Origin of the sequence: Blautia faecis (genome assembly GCF_020554845.1) — a bacterium.
Lineage (GTDB): Bacteria > Bacillota > Clostridia > Lachnospirales > Lachnospiraceae > Blautia_A > Blautia_A faecis.
Window position 1 is genome coordinate 35,033 of sequence record NZ_JAJCIA010000025.1, and the last position, 21,992, is coordinate 57,024.

Below are 21,992 nucleotides of genomic sequence, written 5' to 3' on the forward strand. Positions count from 1 at the left end.
TATAAACCCGCAGTAACACGAATATATTTCGTATTTACAGAAGCACTGGAAGAAAATGGTATTCTGACTCAGAAATAATAAAAAACAGGACAGCAAAGGAGAACAAGCCTATGCCAACATTAACAATCATTATATCACTCATTATTTTAGCCGTTTACATTTTCTTACTGGTTGCTAATAAAAGTAATCCAAAAACAAATGGAATGCTGATGGTTGTACAGGGAGCTTTATGGACTGTGATCGCAGTAAGCAACTGGGCTGAGAATACGGTTGTAAACCGGAGTTGTTACATTATAGTAATTGTTTTATCGTTTATCTGTGGAATCCGGGAGCTTATTAAGCAGCATTAAAAAATGAGAATGGCTAAAACTGTTCCTTTAGGTGGAGATGTTAAAAATGATTCATGATTTAATGTACATTGAACTTAAAACGGGATATTCAGATGATGGTCCGGCATGGATCGGATATGTGAAAACTTCAAAGAGTAAGAAAACAATCTATTTTAATAACCATGCCTTTCAAAAATATAATGGCAATTATTCCAATTATATAGATATTGAGAATGGCGACGAATATTGGATTTCCGGGTTGAAGAAGAAAGAGAGTAATCGTCATTGGGATGGACATGGAAAAATCATGATCGACCGCAGAGCTGTTAATGAATATCTGTCTCTGATTGGAGAAAGGGAGCTACCGCTAAATTTGTTTGAAGTGACTGATATGGAAGATAGCTTCCCCATTGAAAGAGTAAATAGAGTATTGAACCAGAAGATTACAAGTACTGATAATTTTGAATAACCATAAGGGAACACTTCAGCTGACAAAAGGGAATGTCTAATGAGCTGTTCTCTTTTTGTTATGCTATGACTCAAAAAAATATAATTTTTTTGAGACGTCCGTCAAAAAAAGCCGACTTTATAATTGAGAACATTTTTGAGGAGGTGAACATCATAGACGATAAAAAAATAATAGAACTCTACTTTGAAAGGAATCAACAGGCAATTAAGAAAACAGATATAGAATATGGAAAGCTCTGTCACAAAATTGCCTATAATGTCCTGAATAACCGCCAGGATTCGGAAGAGTGTGTAAATGACACCTATTTAGGAGTATGGAACAGAATCCCACCTGCAAGGCCAGGCAATTTTAAATCTTATATTTCCACAATCGTCAGAAATATTTCCATCGATAAATTTAGAAAACTAAAAGCCCAAAAACGATCAGCCAATATGGTTATGGCATTGGATGAACTTGCAGATGTACTGCCGGATGAAAGGTATGCTCCGGGCAGGAATGATGAAGAGATTGGAAAATCGATCAGTATTTTTCTTTACAAACAAAAAGAAGAGATCCGGAGAGTGTTTCTTCTAAAATATTTTTATTTTGAATCTAACATAGCTATTGCAGAGAGATGTGGTTTTACTGAACGCAAAGCATTAATGTTTTTGCATTCTTTGTTGGTATGGTTGCAAGTTACTATTTGTATTCAAACTATATTGCAGGATTTTTTCCAAGAAGCTATGCGGTGGTTTGGTTTGGATTTACATCTGTTTCTCCATTATTGGCTTTTATCTGCTGGTATACAAAGGGGAAAGGAAAAGTGGCATTTATACTGTCAGCTCTGATTTTGGCAGTGTTGTTCAATATGTGCTTTCTATATGGATTCGGATATTTTAGTGCATGATACCTATTGCCGGATTGTTATTCGTCATGCGTCCTTTGACGCTGCCCGTATGCTGGTGGCAAGGTGGAAACGGGAAATCTCCCTTGAATATTTGACCGAAGAAAAGTTTGTCCCGCTAAGCACCACAGACGAGTATCGCACATCTGCAAAAGCACACGGTATCATCACAAGGGGAGACGACTGCTATCGGAGGTAATCATATGACAAATCAGAGTACAATAGATAAAGAGGTCAAGAAAAAGAGTCGTAAAAAACCGGAAGTTAAGATATATAAAATATCAATACTTGTTCTAAAGAACTAGCACATCTTCTGTAGATTCTGTATCTTTTGATTATCCATCAGTATACTAATTTTAGAGCGAATTATCGTTCTGAAGGAGGTGTTACGATGGATTTAAAAGCGGTTGGTCAGCGAATCAAGGCTGCAAGAGAGGCAAAAAATCTTACACAGGAAGAACTGGCAGCGCTGGTAAATTTAAGTACAACACATGTCAGTGTGATAGAGAGAGGACTAAAAGTAACAAAATTTGATACCTTTGTAGCGATAGCCAATGCACTTGATATATCGGCAGATGCACTGCTGATTGATGTCGTGACACATTCTGTCACAGGTGTTACCAATGAATTGTCTGAAATGATAGAAAAATTACCAAAGAACGAACAGAAAAGAATTTTAAATGCAGTCAGAGCTTTTGTAGGCTAATAGAATTAACTGCAAAATTGAAGGGCATAAAGCTCTTCTTTTTTTTATGGATTCATTTGTAAAACATGTCTTTTTTCGCAATCAAAACCATGATATTATAGTTCTAAAGAACTATATATAATTCTTAAAAATAGATATAGGCAAAATGCAGGATTTGAAGATGTTAATCTGTCTGTGCAGAAAGAACGAAAGAAAGTAACACTTAAAAGAGACAAATCGGTATTGAAAGAAGTAACAGATTATGCAGTAGGACAGTTAGAAGGGAATGAATGGAAATATGAAGAGAAGTATCATTGCAGTGATCTCAGGAGCAGTGATCTTGATAATTGCGGCAAAAAGTATTTATATGAAATCTGAATCCGGTCATAAGAAAGGTGAACCGGATGTAGTTGGAACATTTTCCATAAATCGTGATGAAAATATAACTGTGGTCGCTAACCGGGAAAATATTGAAGATAGAGAAGCGTTTGCAAGAGAACTATTGCAGATGTACAAGGATGATTCTTTTCATTCGACAAAATTCTCAACAGACCATGGATATGCGACGAGCCTTGATATGTACATTTATTTATGGAAAGAGGATATTGAAGAAGGAGAGTCGGTAATGACAGCCGAATATAGGCCTATAGAATACGGAAAGGACTATGACGTTGTCAATAATCCTGATAAATTTCAACTATATATAGATGGAGAAGAGATTGAGTAAGAATTTCCTGTGGGCAAACCTTTTATCATATTTTTTAAAGAAAGATTAAAGAATAACAATACAAGCCTTTGGATAGCTGACACCACGCTGCCCGCAGGAGAAAATCTGCGGGCGTTTTTCTATTTATATGATTTTCCATTAAATCTCAATTTTGGAAAGAAGATGACTATCTTAAAGCCCTTTCCCCATTGGGAAGCAGCTTCCAGACGAAGGTTTAGATCGTCAGCCATCTTCTTAACCAGGTAAAGCCCTATACCGGTGGCTTTCTTTCTGCTGTCAGTAAAATCCCCGGTAAAGCCCTTCTGAAAAATATACGGCAGATCATATTTTTTTACACCGATGCCGTTATCCTCAACTGAAAGGACATCTGCGGTCTCCGAATGTATCATAGAGATCGTTAGCATGGGACTATCGCTGCTATATTTTATGGCATTGCTCACGATCTGTCCCAACATAAACTGAAGCCCTCTACGGTCTGTATAGACTGTTTCAGATTGCAGTTTATTGAGAATTACAAACTGCTTTTCTTCCAGAAGTGGGGCATAGTCCTCCAGAACTTCCCCCAAGCAGTCATTCAAATTGATATCCTCAAACTGATAATCCTTTGTACTGCTCTTTAACCGGGCATAGTATAACATTTGAGTGACATCCTCCTGAAGCTGACTGCGGACATAATCCAGCTTTGCTTGCAGGGGAGGAGATATTTCGTCGCTCCGATTATCCAGGAGCATAGTCAACAGCGATAGGGGCGTTTTCGCTTCATGTGCCCAGCCCTCCACATATTCTTCATAGTCCTGTAGGGCATCTGCCATACTGTTACTCTCAGTTTTGTGTTCCTGTAAAACGGATGCCAGAAGCTGGATAGATTCTCCTTCTTCCCGGCTGATGGCACTGAGCAGCCGTTCCCTGTTGCAGATGGTAGGATCACTGAGGAAATCCCGGAACAGCTCTCGGCGGGTGGTCTCCCGCTTGTTTAGCACAAACAGGATCGCTGAAAACAGAAGGATGCTTGTCAGAACCACTAACCCAATCAAGGTCTGAAATGCCTGAATGTCAGAAATCCAAAGAATGATAGAACAAAAGCAATCCACACCCAGCAGCAACAGCAGCCAAGGGTAGTACCGTTCTATTATGCGCCAAAACTGCTTCATGGAGATACCTCCGCTTCCAAACGATAGCCCATCCCACGAACCGCAACGATTCGTTGCTTCATCTCCAGACCGGACATCGTCTTTTTCAACCGGGTCAGGTTAACCTGCAAGGCATTTTCGTCTATGTATTCTGTGGTTCCCCATAGTGCTAAGCAAAGCTGCTCCGTCGTGACCAGAGCATCACCACTGGCCAAAAGAGCAACCAACAGTTTTCCCTGATTTTTGGGAAGCACCACAGAGGTGTTATGAATATAAAGTGTGTAAGTCTGCTGGTCCAACAGGAAATCCAATCCCTCTATGAGGTTGGTACGGCCTTCATACCTTTTGAGAATATTGGATACCCTGGCAAGAAGCCGGTCTTTTCTGCACGGCTTCGTCAAATATTCATCTGCACCCAACTGGAACGCTTGCAGTTCATCCTTTACCTGGTCTCTGGAAGTCAGCACCAGGACGGGGATAGCGGTTTTATTCTTTAGCTCCTGGCAGATTTGAAAGCCACTGATTTCCGGCAAATTCAGGTCTAAGATCACAAGGTCAGGACGGAGGGCTGCCAAGAGCCGAGCGGCATCTTCAAACTCGGTGATTGCCTCCACAAGATACCCGTCCTTTTGGAGCATATTGCAGAGCTCTTCCCGCATATAGACTTCATCTTCCACAACAGCAATTCTTTTCACGACAGCACCTCCTTCCAAATTATTCTTCTCTCTGTGGCTGCATCAGTGTCAGCAAATACCGATCACTGGAGCGCTTGACCACACTCATATAAACACATTCTATCACACAAAGTAGCAAAATCATAGCAGCAGATACAGGTAGCATTTCAGACACTGTCCCACGGGTTCGTGACGAGAGTATCCCTGTAAACAACGCTCTGACTCCAAACAGACTGCTGACAGCTGCAACCAATACAGGAAGTCCCATAAACCACGAAATCTGCTTTCTGGCGGACTGGCAAAGGCTTTCGTAAGTGGCTCCCAAGCGGATCAGGGTCTGGTATCTACGCCCGGTTTTCTGCTGGCTCATCAGGAACTGAACACCCACAATGGTGTTGGCAACCACCAGGAACACAATCGCCAGATAGAGGGTAATATAGATGGATGCTACGGTGTAGAAAAGCTGGCGGCCCATATTCTGAAGATAGCTTTCATATTCAAGGCCAGTTTCGTTCAGCTTCTCGCTCAAATTTAAATATGCAGTCATAAGGCTATTTCCTTCCATAGCCTGCTTACTGAGTACCGCATTCACATACGTATCATACATTCCTTGGGTATGATAGAGGAAGGCTTCATCTGGAAGAATCAATGCAAAGGACAAAGTAATAGAACGGTCCGCGACCAAATTCACAGACTGAACCTCTCCTGTAAGATGAATCGGACTGCCAACCAGTTCCGTTTCAGGATGTTCAGTAAGTATGCCGTTCAGCATTGCGGTGCGATTTACAGTAGTGAAGTCGGAACCTATATAAACAGCGGCTTCATCCTCACTTAATTTAATGACAGGTTTGCCGGACAATTCCAGTAAACGATTATAGTCTGACAGACAAATTAGATACGGATCTGTGGCATAACCAAGAGTGTTCAAAAGGACATCCCGATCTTCCGACTGGGGCAGGCTCCGAAGAGATTCCATAACAGCATCCATGCTGTAGGCATTCTCGTAATCTTCTGTGGTGCGAATATGCCCAACCTTCATTTCAAAAAGCTCAGAAAACTGATTTTCCAAACCGTTTTCGTTCAGGGTTTTCTGTATATTCAAAAGAACCTGCGCCGAATCTTCAACGGTATAATCTTCAAAGGTATAGTCAATTACATGGTCGGTGGATAGATTGTTTGTCCCTGCGATTCCTAAGCCTGCACCAAAGCAACACAGTGCTGCAAGAATCAGCAGAGAGCTGATAGCCATAGAGCTTGACTGATGAATGACATTCTCCTGAATCTGGCGGAAAGTAAATACATGAAGCTGCTTTTTTCCTTTGCCTTTTTTAACAATCAGAGCAATCAGTGCCCGCATTCCGTAGAACAGCAACATCGTACCAGCCGAACCTAACAGTAAAGTCAGTCCCATCATACTTACCTTTGTCCATGCAATTCCTTGAATTGCCATGTAATAAGCCGTTGCCAACATCACACTTGCACATACAGCAGCCAGCCCATAGAAAATAGAAGGCATTTGCTTTTTGGGACGGTTCGCTGGCTGGGATAGCAAAGTACCGATCTCCTGGCGGCTGATCCGTCCACTCAAAATCAGAAGTGCCGTCAGCTTAATTGCCAGAAATCCTGCCAACGTCCATTCAATCGCAGACCAAGATAAAGAAAACTGATGACCGATGATTCCCATGCCTACTAGCTTGGCGATGACAAGACTGACAATTTCTGAAAGCACCACAGCCACAGGTAAACCTATGAGCATGGCAAGAATACTAGTCAGGCAATCTTCCGCCAGAAGCATACCAAACAGTTTATTTCTACGCATCCCCAACATTAGATAAACACCAAACTCATGCCGTCTGCGCTCGAACTGATACTTGCAGGCAAAATAGATCAAAAAGAACAGAATACCGAGGGTCATCCCATAAAACGCAGGAATCAGAAGCAGGAGTTTGTCAACTGCGTCACTCTCCATTTTCTGCAAAAAGAGCATCACATCTTGAGTGGAGATGGAAAGAATCATGTAAAAGGCAACAATAGAAATCACCAGGGAGCTGAAAAACAGACCGTTTTCCTTTCGGCTGCGACGGCTGTTCCGAAGAATGAGATTAGAGAACATTTGCGCCGCCCCCTCCCATTTGCGCCATCACTTTTAGGATGCGCCCGTAGAACTCCTGCTGGGATTCGTCTCCACGTCGTAGCTCATGAAAGATCACGCCATCCTGGATGAACAGGATGCGCTTACAGAAGCTGGCGGCATTGGAATCATGGGTTACCATCAGGATCGTAGCTTGTTCGTCACGATTCAGGCCGGACAGCTTCTCCATAAGACTTCTTGCGTTCTTAGAATCCAGCGCACCCGTCGGTTCATCGGCAAGGATCATTTGGGGATGTAAGATCAGAGCCCTTGCTGCCGCAACACGCTGACGCTGGCCGCCGGACATCTTGGACGGAAACTTATCCAGAACATCAGTGATTTCCAGATAGTTAGTCAACTGCTTCAGCCTCTGGCTGCTTTCTGCTTCGGATACCCCATGCAAGGAAGTCGGAAGCAGGATGTTTTCTCTGCCAGTCAGGTTGTCCAGCAATTCAAAGTTCTGAAATAGATAACCAACTTTTTTGCTACGGTACTCTGCAAGAGTCTTTCCCTTGAGCGATTGCAAAGTATCCCCATCCACCTGAATGCGTCCGCCTGTGGGCTGAATCACAGTTGCAATACAGTTGAGAAGCGTGGATTTACCGGAACCGCTGCTTCCCATAATACCGAGAAACTCTCCCGGCATGACCTGAAAAGTGATTCCGTTCAGGGCTCTCGTCTGGTTTGGCAAAGTCCCATAGACTTTGGTAAGATTTTCAATATTCAAAATTGGGTTCATATGAATACCTCCTATCCATTTTTAAGTAAATGATAGCACAGAAACACAATATATAACACTTACAGTCGCTGTAAGAATTCTGTTCCTGTTTTCAGAACAAGAATGACGCATCAAGGGGGGAGAAGTATATGTTTTGTAAGAACATCGGATGGCAATGAAAAAATATGCCGGCCTGCATGGATGGCATCCTCGGCAATCAGAAGCTCTGTCAGCTTATCCATCGCTTTCCGGTAAGCCTGCTCTGTACCGCTGGCGGTGCTTCCCTCAAACATAACCGCCAGTTCTGATATGATACCCTCAAGTAGGTTTTTATATTTTTATGCCCTACTTGAGGGTATCATATCAGATATTCTGAAAAATTTTATAGGAAGGATCTATTATAAAATTGACATAGGAATGCGGTAGAGTATAATTACAATTGAATACACTGAAAAATGGAGGAATCACATGAAAGCACACAAATATTGGTCGTTAGGAGCATTTATTACCATGATTGGAACTGTTTATACAGGATATAAAGGCTTAAAATCAAGTCACAAATATTTTGCACTAAGCTCTCTGCTTTGTATGATAATGTCTATCTATACAGGACACAAAATGATTTCTGGCAGTAAAAAAACAAGAAAGAAAGCGGAAGCTACAGAAACGGAGGATTAAAAAATGTTGGAAACAGGAACAAAAGCCCCTGATTTTGAACTGCCGGATCAGAACGGAAACATGCATAAATTAAGTGATTATGCCGGAAAGAAAGTAATTTTATATTTTTACCCGAAAGATAATACAGCTGGCTGTACGAAACAGGCATGTGGCTTTTCAGATCGGTATCCTCAGTTTACAGAAAAAGGAGCTGTTATCCTTGGTGTTAGTAAGGATTCAGTAGCTTCTCATAAGAGATTTGAAGAAAAATACGGACTGGCATTTACCTTATTGGCAGATCCGGAGCGCAAAGTGATTGAGGCATATGACGTTTGGAAAGAAAAGAAGAATTATGGAAAAGTCTCTATGGGAGTAGTAAGGACGACCTATCTGATTGATGAGCATGGAATTATCATAAAGGCAAATGATAAAGTGAAAGCAGCAGATGATCCTGAAAATATGCTGAAGGAATTGGCGTGATGAAGATTATATTATCACCGGCAAAAAAGATGGTTACGGATACGGACAGCATAGCACCCGTAGGAATGCCGGATTTTCTTGATAAGACAACGAAGATACTGAGTTGGATGAAGAGCCTGGAAAAAGAGGAACTGAAAGCAATCTGGAAATGTAATGACAAGATTGCCAGGCAGAACTTTGACAGATTAGAAAATATGGATCTTTATCACATGCTTACTCCAGCTATTTTGTCTTATGAAGGAATTGCATTCCAGTATATGGCACCAGCAGTGTTTGAAGACGGACAGTTTGAGTATATCCAAAAGCATCTGAGAATTTTATCCGCATTTTATGGAAACTTAAAGCCACTGGACGGTGTGAAACCATATCGCCTGGAAATGCAGGCAAAGGTTACAATAGGAAATACCCGAAATTTATATGACTATTGGGGAGATCTGCTATATCAGTCCGTTATTGATGACAGCCGGATCATTATTAATCTGGCATCAAAAGAATATTCGAAATGCATAGAAAAATATCTGTCACCAAAAGATACGTATATAACGATTACATTTTGTGAATTATCCGGAGAAAAGCTGGTAACAAAAGGTACTTATGCAAAAATGGCCCGCGGCGAAATGGTCAGATTTATGGCAGAAAGAGGGATTGAAAATCCAGCTGATATACAAGAATTTAACAGACTGGGCTATAGGTTTAGAGAAGACTTGTCATCAGAGAAGGAATATATTTTTGAACGGTTGTCTGCACTGTAGTGTGGTATTGCATACTAATAAAACTACATAAAATCATAGCAGAATAATAAAACTGTAATCAGGCATTTTGAGAGAGGAAGCACTGATTGTTTTGAAAGAATACTTTGCTACTCACAAGAAAGGCTGATATACCTCCAGTTTGCAGAAAAAAATGCTGGACCGGAGAGTAAAAAATACGATAATTTATATAAATGGCCTATCATAAACCTAAAGCTGAAAAGAAGGATTGATAATTTTGAATGACCATAAAGCAACTTTTGATGTTGAAAGTAACTTTGAATATCGTAGACATACAATGTCTGGTTGAAAATTCGTGGATTCTCATTTTATGTCGTGGTAATTTTGTTACATATTGGTAAACTGTAAGTGGAAGAGAGGTAGAGACATGGACACAAAAAAGATCGGAGCTTTTTTAAAGCAATGTCGTAAGGAAAAGAATCTGACACAAGAGCAGCTTGCTGAGAAATTCAGAGTGTCTGCAAGAACAGTTTCCAGATGGGAAACAGGAACAAATATGCCAGATCTTAGCATACTTGTTGAGCTTGCTGAATATTACGATGTTGAAATGAGAGAGCTCCTGGATGGAGAAAGGAGCCAGGCTATGAATAAAGAGATGAGAGAAACTTTGGACAAAGTTGCAATGTATGAAGAATGGACAAAACGAAAAGCACTACAGGCTGGAAATCTTGCCTTTGCATCAATGTTTGTGATTGGTGTAATGGCAATTATTATTCAAATGTTATTGACAATAAATATTCGTTTTATTTTAGGAGAGACAGTAAGTGTTTTAGCCGGAGGAATCCTGTATGCAACTATTATGATATACAATGGAATATGGGATAAATGTTTGCCCCAAAATACTACTGTATGGAGGGATTTTCTTACCAGCGTATTATGTTCAGGAATTTTTGCTTTCCTCTATGGCGTATGCTTGTTAAGAATGGGAGCTACAGAAACACAGATAACACGATTAGCTTTTGAATTTTGGATCGGTATTACTATTGTCGCATTTATTATTCTTAGAATTCTGACATTTATCAATCGGAAAAAGAAACAAAATCCAACAAATACTCAAAATATAAAAGAAATTTCACCATTATCTAAGATGGAATATATCAAGATTTACAATGCACAAAATATAATAGAAACGGAACAACTCATGGAAATGTTAAGACAAAATGGAATAATGGCTTTTTCACAGGAGGCAAGTGCGAATGTTGCGATGCATGGGGCACCTGGCTTTGGAATATATGGAATGGATATATTCGTAAAAACTGATGATGCAGAAAATGCAGTAGAGCTGATTAAGGAGATTCGAAATCAAGAAAAGCAGTAGAAAATTGGTATTCTTGATAAAAAAAATTTGGATTCAGATGACAAAAAGAGAATGGCTAAAGCTGTTCTCTTTTTTCTATGCTATAATTCAAAAAAATATAAATTTTTTGAGACGCCCATCAAAAAAAGCCGACTTTATAATTGAGAACATTTTTGAGGAGGGGAATATCATAGACGATAAAAAAATCATAGAACTCTATTTTGAAAGAAACGAGCAGGCAATTAAGGAAACAGATATAAAATATGGAAAACTTTGTCATAAAATTGCCTATAATATCCTAAATAACCTCCAGGATTCGGAAGAGTGTGTGAATGACACATATTTAGGAGTGTGGAACAAAATTCCACCTACAAGGCCGGATAACTTTAAGGCTTATATTTCCAAAATTGTCAGAAGTATTTCCATAGATAAATTTAGAAAACAAAAAGCTAAAAAACGATCCGCTGATATGGTTATGGCATTGGATGAACTTGCAGATATACTGCCAGATGAAAGGTATGCTCCGAGCAGGAATGACGAAGAGATTGGAAAATCAATCAGTATTTTTCTTAATAAACAAAAAGAAGTGGTCCGGAGAGTGTTTCTTCTAAAATATTTTTATTTTGAATCTAACATAGCTATTGCAGAGAGATGTGGTTTTACTGAACGCAAAGTAACACATATGCTGGCTCACACCAGAGCCCAATTAAAAGAATATCTGATCAAGGAGGAAATCTATCTATGAACATACCCAAAATTGCAGATGCCATTGGTTATATTGATAATGAGCTTATCACTGCTACACTGGAAGCACCGCCAAAGAAAAGGCATAATCCTGTAATGAAATGGATGACGGCTGCGGCTTGTCTTACCCTATTTGTAATCGCAGGTATTTTGATTCCGCATCTTTTAAAGAATGACGCAACAGCTGAAAGCAAATATAAATATCATGTTTCTAAAACAGAACGAGCCATAGAATGGCCATGGAAATACAAGACTGCAGCTGAAAAGTATCCTGCTATTAAGTTTAATGGAAAACAGTTTACCGTAAAAAGCCAGAATCCAATCCACACAGATGCACTAGGGGATGAGATTGGCTCCTGTATAGCAGAAGGCCTTGATCCTGATACCGAAAAAAAATATACGGAAACATTTGAGGTGCGGAAGATTCATGGAATATCAGAAGAACTGATGATTGCTGCAGGGAATGAAGACGGATTTTATGTTTATGCAGCTGATGAAAGCACTGCTCCAGATACTTTAGGGAAGTTGCTGGAACTGTATGGTCTTTCTCAAAATATAGAGTTAAACTACGTGACAAAATGTGAAAATTATGAGGAAAAAGAGGAACTTTTGCTGGATAATGATGATGAGATCTGGCAGATCCTTGCGGGCCGCAGTGATGCAAAACTTGATAATACAAGTGATTTCTTTGAAAGAGAGAACCGTATTTATCTCGCTTTCACTGCAACCTCGGAAACGCTGGGTGTTTATAACCGGGTGATCTACATTTCTGAAGACGGCTATTTCGCAACCAATATTTTAGACTATGAATACAGCTATTTCATTGGAAAAGAAGCAGCAGGACAAATCAGCAGTTATGTACAAAAGCATTCCACGGAAACAAAATCCAGCAGCAGTGTGCCAACCATATCCGGAACTGTTACGGAAATTGGAGATGGATATATGATAGTTGATGATACAGTTTTATGCCGGAAACCAAAAGCCGGAAAAAAATATAAGATATATACAGATGATATAAGGGTAAGAAGATGGATTGAAAGCGGGGAAATCAAGACAGGAGATCTTGTAGCGGTTGAATATGAAGGGAAAATTTCCAGCAACTGCGAGGTAACGGGAGCATATTCCATATTACAGGAACGCTTGAAGAAGATGATATTCTAACTCAGGAATAATAAAAACAGGAAAAGGAAGGGTACTGGTTTGAATGCGAAACGAATTTATTGGATAAAGATTGCCCCTGTTGTTTTATTGGCAGGCGCTGCTTACTGGCTCCTGGGTTCTGATTTTTTTACATTTCTAACCTGGTGGGAGATGCTGTTTCTGTTAGGACTGGTATTTATGCCGGTAACATCTCGGATGTTTCAGGGATTTGATGATAATGGCTGGATGTTTTCCAAGGTACTGGCGGTTGCGGTTTGCGGATATGTTCAATGGTTGCTGGCTTGTCTGAAAATCACCCCATTTACAGGAATCACCTGTGTGATTCTCACCATTAGCTGCTGCCTGGGTAGTCTTTTATATGGAATCAAATGTAAGAACAGGCTCCCGGATTCACTTCCCTGGAAACAGGCAACCCTGGTCTACCGGGAAGAGATCCTGTTTTTCATTGTGTTCTTTTTCTGGACGTATCTGGCGGGCTTCCATCCGGCAGCCCATGGGACGGAAAAATATATGGATTTTGGTTTCATGCAGGCCATGATGAGAAGTACCACTTTACCAGCCCAGGATATGTGGTATGCCGGAAAGCCTTTTAATTATTATTATGGCGGACAGTATCTTGCCGTATTCCTTACCAAACTGACCGGAACAAATGTAGAGATCACTTATAATCTGATGAGGACTATGGTTGCAGCTTTTGCCTTTCTTCTTCCTTTTAGTCTGGTGCGTCAGATGCTGAAGGATAAATTAAGGACTGGGAGAAAATGGGCTTTATATTTTGGCGGCATCCTGGCAGGAATGGCAGTATCCATGAGCGGAAATCTCCACTATATTATTTATGGGATCCTCCTCCGGCTGCTGAAAATAAAAACAGATTACTGGTTTCCAAGCTCTACCCGCTATATCGGCTTTGATCCGGCTGTGACCGGGGATGAGACGATCCATGAGTTTCCATCCTATTCTTTTGTACTGGGAGATCTTCATGCCCATGTGATCAATGTCTTTCTGGTCCTGACGGTACTTGGGATCCTTTATTCCTGGATGAAGATAAACTCAGGAAAAAGCTGGAGTCAGAGAGAAATTGGACTTCTTGGGCTGCTTCTGGGAATGTTCCTTTTTTCCAATACATGGGATTTTATGATCTACTACGTTGTGATCTGCGGAACATTGCTCTTTGGAAATCTGAAACGTTATTCTGCTGGTTCTTTTATAAGCCAGGCACTGAAATGGAGTGTGGTACAATGGGTTGAACTGCTGGTAGCTGCATTTCTTGTATCCCTTCCATTTCATATGACTTTTGAAAATGTAATGGTCCAGGGAATTGGAATTGTAAAAATACATACTGCTTTTTACCAGTTCTGTGTATTATGGGCATTCCCGCTTTTGGTCTGCGTACCATTTGTTATCGGGATTCTAAGAAGTATAGGGATGTTTCCAGAGAAAAAATTTCGCAACTTTTTTAACGGTATAAACTATCCAGATCTGTATGGTCTGGTTCTTGTACTTTGTGCTATAGGGCTGATCTTTATTCCCGAGTTTGTTTATGTACGGGACATTTATGAAAAAACAGCCCCAAGAGCTAACACTATGTTCAAGCTCACTTATCAGGCGTATATCATGTTTGGGATTATGATGGCGTATATATTGGTATTCTTTACAGTAAACAGGATAAAAAGATGCAATGGCGCTGACAGTACTGTCATGTGTAAAGGGCTTCTGAGGTGTCCAAGGCTTCAGTCCCTGACAGAGATCATTGCGATCCTTGTTCTGATCTCAACCTGCGGCTACCTGGAAAATGCGATCACCCATTGGTTTACCGGATTCCCGAAAAGAAATGCATATCAGACACTAAATGCAACAAATTATCTGGAAACTGCAATTTCCGATGACGCCGCTGCGATCCGCTGGCTGAATGATAACGTCGAAGGCCAGCCTATCATTCTGGAAGCCAGCGGTGACAGTTACCAGGATTATGATAACCGTGTTTCTGCAATGACAGGACTGCCAACGGTTTTAGGCTGGTATGTGCATGAATGGCTGTGGAGAAATGATCTGGAAGAAGAAAACCAGAGAAAAGAGGACGTACAGACCATATACACTTCAAGCAACGCTGATCAAATAAAATCTTTGATAGAAAAGTATAAGATTTCTTATTTATTCATCGGAAGCTGTGAGTATGAGAAATATGGAGAAATCAATAGCGAACTCTTAGCTTCGATAGGAAAAGTTGTTTTTCGACAGAGTGAGACAACGATAATTGAAGTTTCCAATGGGACGATGACTGAATGACACATATTTAGGAATATGGAACAAAATCCACCTACACAGTCAGTCAATTTTAGGGCTCATGTTGCTAAAGTTGCCAGAAATGATTTCTATAGATACCTCAAGGTATCTAAAAAGCAAAAAAGCGGTCAGCTAAAGTAATTATCGCACTAGATGAATTTACGGGCATATTGCCGAATGAAAAGTATGCTTCTGACAGAAACGATGAAGAGATTAGAAAATTGGTCAGTCTTTTTTTCGGGAACAAAAGGTGAGCCAAAGAATATTCGTTCTAAAATATTTTTATTTCGAATCAAACAGAGACATTGCAGAAAAATATGGTTACACTGAACGTGAAGCAAAAATTTAGGTTGAATTCTAAGTAGCCTTTTTTCTTGTTTACAAAAATTATAGTCTTGCAATCTATATGGGAAGGATTATAATTAAAGTATCCAAAAAATGGGAGAAGGTGACTATATGCGTAGAAGAGAACTTTCAACTATATTAAAAGAATTTGAGCGAGATATGAGAAACATTTTTAAAGATGATTTTCGTATGGTTCGCTTATATGGCTCTTATGCAAGGGGTGATTATAACCAGAATTCAGACATAGATGTAATGGTTTTGGTAAATACTCCTGTGGATAAAATAAACTCATTTTATGATCAGGTTTCAGATTGCGCATTCGAATATCTTATGAAATACAGGGTAGATATTTCACCAGTTATAAAAAATATAGATCATTTTAACTATTGGAAGAATGATCTTCCTTATTATTATAATGTAGAACAGGAGGGGATCGTAGTTAATGGATAATGAAAAACGACAAGCTCTTTCTGTATACCGCATGGAACAAGCGGAAGAAACTCTGACAGCTGCTAAAATGTGCCTGGAATATCATCTATATAAGGACTGTATTAACCGTTCTTATTATGTTGCCTTTTATGCAGTAAAGGCTGTGCTGGCCATTGAAGGAGTAGACTTTAAAAGACATAAAGATGCTGTAGCATATTTTAACAAAACGTACGTAGCATCAGGAAAGGTATCAAGAGAAGTAGGAAAAAGGCTGGGAAGGATTAAAACAGTCCGAGAAGATAGCGATTACAGTGAATTCTACATCGCATCAGCAGAGGATGCTGCTAAACAATATGAGTCTGCTTGCTTTATTTTGGAAGAAATAAAAAAATACCTTCCAACCATGATTTAAGACAAAATTATCTCAATTTATTTATCCGGACGTGTTGCATACAGTATATTTCCAGAATCCCAAAGTATGTTTAGCGAAAAAGAAATTTTTGAAATGTATAGTGTTTCCACTGCACTATACATTTTTTATTTATTGTCCTTTTTCCTTTACACAAAAATACACATAGGAGAAGCAAAACAATGCAAGAAAAAAGAACGTAAGCGATGAATAACCCACCGTTTAGACAGTTTTCTTTTTTCATAAGATAATTCTCTCATGGAGTGGAACTTCTATACATCTTCTATGTGACTTTACTATTCGGACTATTTTACTTCACATCATTAAGGTCCTGTGTAAAAAAACACTCCAAATAATTCTTATAATTAGGGAGTGATTTACTTTGAAAAGACATCCGCGCCGATCTGATGAGGAATGGCTAAATATTATTCATGAGTGCCGTACCAGCGGTCTTTCGGATAAAATCTGGTGCGAAGAGCATCATATCCAGCCAAGCAAGTTTTATTATCATATACGCCGCCTGCGGGCCAAGGCATGTGAAATCACGGAACGGGAGGATACGCTTCCCCAGAAACAGGAAGTTGTTCCGGTTTCTTTCGCAGAGCAGAAATTCTGTATCCCGCCAACCTAAACAGCAGGTGGAGAGGGGATTCATCCTGATACTGTCATCACAATCCGGATGAACGGAATCCAGCCTGATATCTCAAACAGGGCAGCTAGGGAAACGATCGCAAATACATTCTCTGCGCTGCGGGCATTATGTTAGGCGTAAACGGTAGAACCCAAGTACCTTGACAAATATCAGGCCGCTTTTAGCGGCCGTTAATCGTCTGCCTTCTTAGGTTTCCGGATATGTTCTGGCAATGTTTTGGACCAGGGCAAAAGTTCTTCAAGAAAGTCTGTATTCTGATCATCTGTATGCTTTGGAATCTCAGCCAGCAGGTATTCAAAATAGTCAAATGGTTTCAGGTTATTCGCTTTTGCGGTTTCCGCTATGCTGTAAAGGATTGCGGAACTTGTAGCTCCATTGACTGTGTCAATCATCTCCCAGTTCTTTTTTCCAATACAGAAACCACGGATTGCCCGTTCACTGGCATTGTTGTCTATCGGAACATCACCATCATCCAGGAACACCCGAAGATACCATTCCTGATTTAAAGCATAAGTAAATGCTTCCCTTGTTTTTCCGCTTTTGGGAACCTTTGCTTCGTTCTGCTTCAGGTACGCAAAGAAAGCATCCACCAGTGGTTTTACCACCAGCTGACGCTGGGTGAGCCGTTCCTCTGCCGGAATACCGGACAACTTTCCCTCTTCCCGGTAGATGGCTTGTATCTGTTTCATGAATAAATACAGGATGGATTCTTCCCTGTGTGCCTTTGGTATGACTTCCAACGCCTCATGAAATCTCCGCCTGCAGTGAACCCAGCAGCCGGCAATCCTCAGGTCTTCCCGTTCCTTTTCCAGGGTATGGTATACCTGATATCCATCCGTAACACAGATCCCGGTATAATTTTTCAGAAAGTTCCGGGGATGTGAAGCATTCCGTGTCTTCTGGTATTCATAAAGGATGATCTGACGTTCCGGATACATGAAGCCTGACCGGTAGACCCACATATTATGTAACTAGTCACATAATATGTGGATCTATCTGAGTGAAAGCGATGGGCTTCCGGGGATCGTGCTTTACGATTACCGGCCCGGCAGAGGCGGGGAAAACCCGATCGAATTCCTGTCCGGATTCAAAGGGCTGCTGCACTGTGACGGTTATTCCGCATATGGAAGGATTGAAGATGTGGTTCTGGTATGCTGCCTGGCACACTGCCGCAGGAAGTTTTATGAAGCTGTCCCGACAGGACGTCGGAAAAAGCTGAAGCTTCTGGATATCAATTCAGAAGAGGAACTAAAAGAGCCTTCTTCCGGAATGTCAGATGATAACGGCCTTCTTCCGGCAGAAAAAGGAGTAGCTTTCTGCAACCGTCTGTTTTTCCTGGAACGCTGCTATAAGGAACTGCCTGCAGAGGAACGGAAACAGAAACGCCAGGAAAAGGAACCGGAAATATGGAATGAATTCTGGTCATGGCTGGGAAGCCTGAATCCGACAGGCGGAAGCAAACTTGAAAAAGCAGTAAACTATGCCTTCAACCACAAAGAAACACTGATGAACTATCTTCTTGATGGAAGATGTGAGATTTCAAACAACGCAGCGGAACGGAGGGCAAAGTCTTACGCAACAGCGAGGAAAAACTTTCTGTTTCATGATACAGTTGACGGTGCAAATGCAAGCGCAATCGTCATGAGCCTGATTGAAACAGCCAAGGCAAACAACCTGAACATTTATCAATATCTCTATACACTCTTGCTGTATATGCCGGACTATAAAAATGAGCCCGCAGGCATAAAGCAGCTCATGGCTAATTAGATGTAATAAAAGCGGAGAAAGGAAAAGCACAATCCAGACGGAACCGGCGGTGTAGTCAAGAAATATTGTGGAAACGCAAGATTTCTGCTATAATGGGTATAAAACACTTGACGATGGAAAGAAAGGCGGGAAGCCTATGCACATTAGTTATCAGCCACTATGGAACACACTGAAAGAGCGTGGCATGAGGAAAGAGGATTTGCGGCTTGCCGCCGGTCTTACCACAAATATGATTGCCAACATGGGCAAGGGAAAGAATATCAGCATGGAAACGCTGGTTCGCATTTGTGAAGCCTTGAATTGTGGTATTATGAATGTGATTAAATTAGAACAGGACAATATCTAAAGCGATATAATTTTATATTTGATTCGATTTGCACAAAAAATTAAATTTTAATGGTGTATATTTTCTATTGTACCCAATGTAAATAAGTGCTATCATAAAATAAAACAAGTACATTTGAAACATTTTATGATTTGAGAGTGTGCTTGCAGGTTAGTAGCATATTGCCAATAACTGAATACAAAAAATGTAGGTTCTGGTCATTTTAGAAAGACTAACTATTAAAAGTCAAGTCTAAAACGAAGTTTTTTTGAATGAATTGCAGAAATGCACTTCAGATATAGTTGTACTTTGAAAACTGCATGACAAACAGAGTGTCATTGCTGGCACTCTAAAAGGAGATATTTACAGAAAAAAAGTTAAGCTGTTGGCAGATATGCTTTTCTGGATTTCTCCATTGCAAAAATCAATCGCACAAGCTTCTTAGCGGCATGGGATATGGCAACATTATAATGCTTGCCTTCCGAGCGTTTCTTTGCAAGATATTCACCAAAGGATTTATCCCAGTGACAGACGTATTTTGTGGCGTTGTAAAGGGCATACCGGAGGTATCTGGAACCTCGTTTCTCCATATGGGAATAACAGTTATCTAACTGCCCTGATTGATAAGTAGAGGGAGACATTCCTGCGTATGCGAGGATCTTATCTGCAGAATCAAAACGGCAGAAATCTCCAATCTCAGCAATAATCATGGCACCCATCCGGTAACTGATGCCAGGAATGGTAAGAATCGGTGACTGGATTTCTTCATCCATGATCTGTTTGATGGCGGCTTCGATTTCATCAATTTCAGAAGTCAATTCTTGAATGAGTTTAATGGTGTGTTTCAGTTCCAAGGATTTTGTAGGCATATTCGAACCGATTGAGTTTCTGGCAGCTTCACGAAACATGACAGCAGTGTCTTTTCCGTATCTGTTCTTTGAACTTTGGGAGAGCAGATTGATAAGCCGAGTAAGATGTGCAGATGCAACAGCGTGAGCAGATGGAAATTCAGATAACAAAGCGTAAACAGATGCCATATGAAGGGTTGGAACAAGCTTTTCTAATTCTGGGAAAAGGATACAGATAAGCCGTGAGACAGATGTTTTGAGTTTTGCACGTTCCTTTACTTTATCAAAACGATAACGAGTGAGTGACTTTAATTCCTCATTGTGGTAAGATGTGTCTGAGTAGGACTTTAAGTTCACATCAGACATAATCATAGACGCAATCGTGCGGGCATCTACTTTATCCGTTTTCGTCTTTCTAAGGCTAAGACTTTTTCTGTAAAGATTAGTATGTAACGGGTTGATAACGTAGGTTGGCAGACCTTTATCTAAGAGATATCCAAGCAGATTGTAACTATAGTGTCCAGTGGCTTCAAGTCCTACTTTTACTTTGGTTAAATCATCTGATACGGATTGTATTTTCTGAAATAAGGTTTCAAACCCATCCCGGTTGTTAGAGATGGTAAAGGATTTAAATAATACCTCACCGTCTGAGTTAGTAATAAAGCAATCGTGTTTGTCTTTGGCAATATCAATTCCAACGTAAATCATAAAAATCTCCTTTGAGTAAATATTTTGATACTGTTTATAGAACCACTGGTACTCCTTGCGATTGTAACCTCGTTCTAAATAAACCGTCATGCGGTATCTAACTGATTAACAAATATACAAAGGGACTGTGGTTGTAGCCTTTCTGAAACCATCAAGTGGTAGGAGAATCAAAACAATCCACAGTATCTCCAATAGTATAGCATACAGACCTTGGAGAGGGTCTATAAACACTACTACTTTATAATACGAGGAGCATTGTTTATGAAAAAATTTAGTAAAAGATTGTTTACCTCGTTGGTAGCGTTTTGTATGCTTTTTTCTGTGAGTGCGGTTCCTGCTTTTGCAGCGGAAACAACAACGGAAATAACGGATACTCAACAGCCGGTAGTCATTGGAGAATATGACGGATACTTAACCGATGTTATGATTTCCGATGGTGTCACCAAAAGAGCAGTCGCTAATGTTCGTATTAACTCTTATGCAACTTATGATGAGGATGATGGGATTCAAGTTCATGTGAAGTTGTATGTACCGTGGTATGAATCTCCAAAACCGGAGTTCACTGGTATGACTGGTACAGTTAATGTGCTTATGAACAAAAAATCCACCAATACGGCATTTGCAGAATTAGCCGACGGTGAAGAAACAATCGAAACTGATGTGGATACTGGAAGAACAGGTAATAGCGGAGATAAGGGAACGGTTTCTGTTTCTGGTGTTGCTACCGCTAATAATGCCTTGGCAGGCGGTGGAGCTTTCGCTATTTCTTACCCTGTGACACTTCCCTAATTAAATGCAAAACAGTTGTGAATTAAGGTTGGTAATAGGTAAAATGAAACGGTTATTGGCAATATGCGTATGTTTTTTTATGTGTGTAGGCTTATGTTCGTGTGATTCTTCCCAAACTCGGTCGGTATCATCATATAACTGGTCTTTAGAATTTATTACTGATTTAGATGGTAATATGTTATTCTCAGGTTCAGTGCATGATGACATACCAGTATTGGATTTGACATTGAGTTTTGAAGAAAAAAGTTTTATCTTAACAGATAACACTCATAAACAAGAATGGACAGGTACATATTCGCTTGAAAAGATTGACAATTCTTCTTCGAAACTCGGATTAACTTTTGAAAATTTAGAGGAGCCTGTTACAGGCGTATATGGAACAAGAGTTTATTCTGATGATTCAGAAAGCGCAACAATTACATTACAAACTGATGAAAATATCCTGTCTTTTGTTGGAGAAGATTCATAAATAAAAACAGCCGCTGTAGGAACAAAATGATATGCCCCTTGTCAAGTAGACAGGTGAAATATCTAAAGGTAAGCGACAAAAATACCTACATTTCATTTTGGAGTGTAGGTATT

General features: G+C 40.2%; 26 protein-coding genes and 1 pseudogene. 20 read left to right on the forward strand and 7 right to left on the reverse strand.

The genetic code is table 11. From position 1 onward, the window contains the following. The first annotated feature begins 110 nt into the window (after positions 1–110). From LIZ66_RS12590 to LIZ66_RS12615, 6 genes are all read left to right on the forward strand, one after another. A complete protein-coding gene (locus LIZ66_RS12590; protein ID WP_117854469.1) occupies positions 111–350 on the forward strand; it encodes a hypothetical protein in 240 nt (79 codons plus the stop codon). A 46-nt stretch (positions 351–396) separates the two neighbouring features. Then, positions 397–798, forward strand: a complete 402-nt coding sequence (locus LIZ66_RS12595; protein ID WP_173719099.1) for a mannose-1-phosphate guanylyltransferase — start codon at positions 397–399, stop codon at positions 796–798. Positions 799–830: 32 nt separating this feature from the next. After that, entirely contained in the window at positions 831–1,625 is a 795-nt protein-coding gene (locus tag LIZ66_RS12600; RefSeq protein ID WP_226815834.1) for an RNA polymerase sigma factor, read from the forward strand. Between the two features lie 33 nt (positions 1,626–1,658). After that, positions 1,659–1,880: a hypothetical protein gene (locus LIZ66_RS12605; RefSeq protein WP_148462679.1), complete on the forward strand. Its 222-nt coding sequence runs from the start codon at positions 1,659–1,661 to the stop codon at positions 1,878–1,880. A 192-nt stretch (positions 1,881–2,072) separates the two neighbouring features. After that, positions 2,073–2,387 carry a helix-turn-helix domain-containing protein gene (locus LIZ66_RS12610; RefSeq protein ID WP_173719098.1) on the forward strand — a complete coding sequence of 105 codons (315 nt, stop codon included), beginning with the start codon at positions 2,073–2,075 and terminating at the stop codon, positions 2,385–2,387. Between the two features lie 265 nt (positions 2,388–2,652). Then, positions 2,653–3,093, forward strand: coding sequence for a hypothetical protein (locus LIZ66_RS12615; protein ID WP_226815833.1), 441 nt, complete (start codon positions 2,653–2,655; stop codon positions 3,091–3,093). A gap of 119 nt (positions 3,094–3,212) precedes the next feature. Here the strand turns inward: LIZ66_RS12615 and LIZ66_RS12620 are convergent, their stop codons facing one another. The 5 genes from LIZ66_RS12620 to LIZ66_RS12640 form a co-directional block, all read right to left on the reverse strand. Continuing rightward, positions 3,213–4,244, reverse strand: coding sequence for a sensor histidine kinase (locus LIZ66_RS12620; RefSeq protein WP_173719097.1), 1,032 nt, complete (start codon positions 4,242–4,244; stop codon positions 3,213–3,215). Beyond that, positions 4,241–4,918, reverse strand: coding sequence for a response regulator transcription factor (locus tag LIZ66_RS12625; protein WP_023922618.1), 678 nt, complete (start codon positions 4,916–4,918; stop codon positions 4,241–4,243). The genes LIZ66_RS12620 and LIZ66_RS12625 overlap by 4 nt, the downstream gene beginning before the upstream one ends. A 19-nt stretch (positions 4,919–4,937) precedes the next feature. Continuing rightward, a complete protein-coding gene (locus LIZ66_RS12630) occupies positions 4,938–7,010 on the reverse strand; it encodes an ABC transporter permease (protein WP_227227639.1) in 2,073 nt (690 codons plus the stop codon). Continuing rightward, on the reverse strand, positions 7,000–7,767 hold the full coding sequence (locus tag LIZ66_RS12635; RefSeq protein WP_227227640.1) for an ABC transporter ATP-binding protein: 768 nt from the start codon (positions 7,765–7,767) through the stop codon (positions 7,000–7,002). Before LIZ66_RS12635 ends, LIZ66_RS12630 begins: the two co-directional genes overlap by 11 nt. Positions 7,768–7,877: 110 nt before the next feature. Next, positions 7,878–8,039, reverse strand: coding sequence for a hypothetical protein (locus LIZ66_RS12640; protein WP_173719094.1), 162 nt, complete (start codon positions 8,037–8,039; stop codon positions 7,878–7,880). Between the two features lie 175 nt (positions 8,040–8,214). On the opposite strand from LIZ66_RS12640, the gene LIZ66_RS12645 reads away from it, so the two are divergent. From LIZ66_RS12645 to tnpA, 10 genes are all read left to right on the forward strand, one after another. Beyond that, complete coding sequence (locus LIZ66_RS12645) at positions 8,215–8,424, forward strand: DUF6219 family protein (protein ID WP_148462673.1); 210 nt, start codon at positions 8,215–8,217, stop codon at positions 8,422–8,424. A gap of 3 nt (positions 8,425–8,427) precedes the next feature. Further along, positions 8,428–8,883 (forward strand): thioredoxin-dependent thiol peroxidase, encoded by a 456-nt coding sequence (gene bcp / locus LIZ66_RS12650; RefSeq protein ID WP_148462672.1) that lies wholly within the window; start codon positions 8,428–8,430, stop codon positions 8,881–8,883. Further along, the gene (gene yaaA, locus LIZ66_RS12655) at positions 8,883–9,635 is read left to right on the forward strand and encodes a peroxide stress protein YaaA (RefSeq protein ID WP_173719093.1); all 753 of its coding nucleotides are present in this window, start codon (positions 8,883–8,885) and stop codon (positions 9,633–9,635) included. The genes bcp and yaaA overlap by 1 nt, the downstream gene beginning before the upstream one ends. Positions 9,636–10,020: 385 nt before the next feature. Further along, entirely contained in the window at positions 10,021–10,971 is a 951-nt protein-coding gene (locus LIZ66_RS12660) for a helix-turn-helix domain-containing protein (RefSeq protein ID WP_173719092.1), read from the forward strand. Positions 10,972–11,008: 37 nt separating this feature from the next. Continuing rightward, complete coding sequence (locus tag LIZ66_RS12665; protein ID WP_173772303.1) at positions 11,009–11,695, forward strand: RNA polymerase sigma factor; 687 nt, start codon at positions 11,009–11,011, stop codon at positions 11,693–11,695. Beyond that, a complete protein-coding gene (locus LIZ66_RS12670) occupies positions 11,692–12,855 on the forward strand; it encodes a hypothetical protein (RefSeq protein ID WP_227200883.1) in 1,164 nt (387 codons plus the stop codon). The genes LIZ66_RS12665 and LIZ66_RS12670 overlap by 4 nt, the downstream gene beginning before the upstream one ends. A gap of 39 nt (positions 12,856–12,894) precedes the next feature. Continuing rightward, positions 12,895–15,141 carry a DUF2298 domain-containing protein gene (locus LIZ66_RS12675; RefSeq protein WP_227200882.1) on the forward strand — a complete coding sequence of 749 codons (2,247 nt, stop codon included), beginning with the start codon at positions 12,895–12,897 and terminating at the stop codon, positions 15,139–15,141. A 453-nt stretch (positions 15,142–15,594) separates the two neighbouring features. After that, positions 15,595–15,933: a nucleotidyltransferase family protein gene (locus LIZ66_RS12680; protein ID WP_173736142.1), complete on the forward strand. Its 339-nt coding sequence runs from the start codon at positions 15,595–15,597 to the stop codon at positions 15,931–15,933. Next, entirely contained in the window at positions 15,926–16,324 is a 399-nt protein-coding gene (locus LIZ66_RS12685; protein WP_195991791.1) for a HEPN domain-containing protein, read from the forward strand. The genes LIZ66_RS12680 and LIZ66_RS12685 overlap by 8 nt, the downstream gene beginning before the upstream one ends. 379 nt (positions 16,325–16,703) lie before the next feature. After that, positions 16,704–16,952, forward strand: a complete 249-nt coding sequence (gene tnpA / locus LIZ66_RS12690; protein WP_226837924.1) for an IS66 family insertion sequence element accessory protein TnpA — start codon at positions 16,704–16,706, stop codon at positions 16,950–16,952. 191 nt (positions 16,953–17,143) lie between these two features. Here tnpA and tnpC (LIZ66_RS12695) read toward each other — a convergent pair. Beyond that, positions 17,144–17,935 (reverse strand): annotated as a pseudogene (gene tnpC / locus LIZ66_RS12695) (IS66 family transposase); the annotation flags it as partial. Positions 17,936–17,957: 22 nt separating this feature from the next. On the opposite strand from tnpC (LIZ66_RS12695), the gene tnpC (LIZ66_RS12700) reads away from it, so the two are divergent. Next, the gene (gene tnpC, locus LIZ66_RS12700; protein ID WP_227200881.1) at positions 17,958–18,740 is read left to right on the forward strand and encodes an IS66 family transposase; all 783 of its coding nucleotides are present in this window, start codon (positions 17,958–17,960) and stop codon (positions 18,738–18,740) included. Between the two features lie 136 nt (positions 18,741–18,876). Then, a complete protein-coding gene (locus tag LIZ66_RS12705) occupies positions 18,877–19,086 on the forward strand; it encodes a helix-turn-helix domain-containing protein (protein ID WP_015514784.1) in 210 nt (69 codons plus the stop codon). A 356-nt stretch (positions 19,087–19,442) separates the two neighbouring features. Here LIZ66_RS12705 and LIZ66_RS12710 read toward each other — a convergent pair whose 3' ends face one another. Beyond that, positions 19,443–20,621 (reverse strand): IS110 family RNA-guided transposase, encoded by a 1,179-nt coding sequence (locus LIZ66_RS12710; RefSeq protein ID WP_227200880.1) that lies wholly within the window; start codon positions 20,619–20,621, stop codon positions 19,443–19,445. Positions 20,622–20,882: 261 nt separating this feature from the next. On the opposite strand from LIZ66_RS12710, the gene LIZ66_RS12715 reads away from it, so the two are divergent. Next, a complete protein-coding gene (locus LIZ66_RS12715; RefSeq protein WP_007884079.1) occupies positions 20,883–21,410 on the forward strand; it encodes a hypothetical protein in 528 nt (175 codons plus the stop codon). Between the two features lie 175 nt (positions 21,411–21,585). Next, complete coding sequence (locus LIZ66_RS12720) at positions 21,586–21,879, forward strand: hypothetical protein (protein ID WP_006859269.1); 294 nt, start codon at positions 21,586–21,588, stop codon at positions 21,877–21,879. Positions 21,880–21,992 lie beyond the last annotated feature (113 nt).

Excerpts from the sequence above, each read along its gene's own strand:
- LIZ66_RS12665 (WP_173772303.1), top strand. The coding sequence starts at position 11,009 with ATGACAAAAAGAGAATGGCTAAAGCTGTTCTCTTTTTTCTATGCTATA.
- LIZ66_RS12635 (WP_227227640.1), bottom strand. The coding sequence starts at position 7,767 with ATGAACCCAATTTTGAATATTGAAAATCTTACCAAAGTCTATGGGACT.
- LIZ66_RS12720 (WP_006859269.1), top strand. The coding sequence starts at position 21,586 with ATGTTATTCTCAGGTTCAGTGCATGATGACATACCAGTATTGGATTTG.
- LIZ66_RS12685 (WP_195991791.1), top strand. The coding sequence starts at position 15,926 with ATGGATAATGAAAAACGACAAGCTCTTTCTGTATACCGCATGGAACAA.
- LIZ66_RS12620 (WP_173719097.1), bottom strand. The coding sequence starts at position 4,244 with ATGAAGCAGTTTTGGCGCATAATAGAACGGTACTACCCTTGGCTGCTG.
- LIZ66_RS12640 (WP_173719094.1), bottom strand. The coding sequence starts at position 8,039 with ATGTTTGAGGGAAGCACCGCCAGCGGTACAGAGCAGGCTTACCGGAAA.
- LIZ66_RS12710 (WP_227200880.1), bottom strand. The coding sequence starts at position 20,621 with ATGATTTACGTTGGAATTGATATTGCCAAAGACAAACACGATTGCTTT.
- LIZ66_RS12605 (WP_148462679.1), top strand. The coding sequence starts at position 1,659 with ATGGATTCGGATATTTTAGTGCATGATACCTATTGCCGGATTGTTATT.
- LIZ66_RS12600 (WP_226815834.1), top strand. The coding sequence starts at position 831 with ATGTCTAATGAGCTGTTCTCTTTTTGTTATGCTATGACTCAAAAAAAT.
- LIZ66_RS12715 (WP_007884079.1), top strand. The coding sequence starts at position 20,883 with ATGAAAAAATTTAGTAAAAGATTGTTTACCTCGTTGGTAGCGTTTTGT.
- bcp (WP_148462672.1), top strand. The coding sequence starts at position 8,428 with ATGTTGGAAACAGGAACAAAAGCCCCTGATTTTGAACTGCCGGATCAG.
- LIZ66_RS12590 (WP_117854469.1), top strand. The coding sequence starts at position 111 with ATGCCAACATTAACAATCATTATATCACTCATTATTTTAGCCGTTTAC.
- LIZ66_RS12645 (WP_148462673.1), top strand. The coding sequence starts at position 8,215 with ATGAAAGCACACAAATATTGGTCGTTAGGAGCATTTATTACCATGATT.
- tnpC (WP_227200881.1), top strand. The coding sequence starts at position 17,958 with ATGTGGATCTATCTGAGTGAAAGCGATGGGCTTCCGGGGATCGTGCTT.
- LIZ66_RS12610 (WP_173719098.1), top strand. The coding sequence starts at position 2,073 with ATGGATTTAAAAGCGGTTGGTCAGCGAATCAAGGCTGCAAGAGAGGCA.
- LIZ66_RS12630 (WP_227227639.1), bottom strand. The coding sequence starts at position 7,010 with ATGTTCTCTAATCTCATTCTTCGGAACAGCCGTCGCAGCCGAAAGGAA.
- LIZ66_RS12615 (WP_226815833.1), top strand. The coding sequence starts at position 2,653 with ATGAATGGAAATATGAAGAGAAGTATCATTGCAGTGATCTCAGGAGCA.
- LIZ66_RS12705 (WP_015514784.1), top strand. The coding sequence starts at position 18,877 with ATGCACATTAGTTATCAGCCACTATGGAACACACTGAAAGAGCGTGGC.
- LIZ66_RS12595 (WP_173719099.1), top strand. The coding sequence starts at position 397 with ATGATTCATGATTTAATGTACATTGAACTTAAAACGGGATATTCAGAT.
- LIZ66_RS12660 (WP_173719092.1), top strand. The coding sequence starts at position 10,021 with ATGGACACAAAAAAGATCGGAGCTTTTTTAAAGCAATGTCGTAAGGAA.
- yaaA (WP_173719093.1), top strand. The coding sequence starts at position 8,883 with ATGAAGATTATATTATCACCGGCAAAAAAGATGGTTACGGATACGGAC.
- LIZ66_RS12670 (WP_227200883.1), top strand. The coding sequence starts at position 11,692 with ATGAACATACCCAAAATTGCAGATGCCATTGGTTATATTGATAATGAG.
- LIZ66_RS12680 (WP_173736142.1), top strand. The coding sequence starts at position 15,595 with ATGCGTAGAAGAGAACTTTCAACTATATTAAAAGAATTTGAGCGAGAT.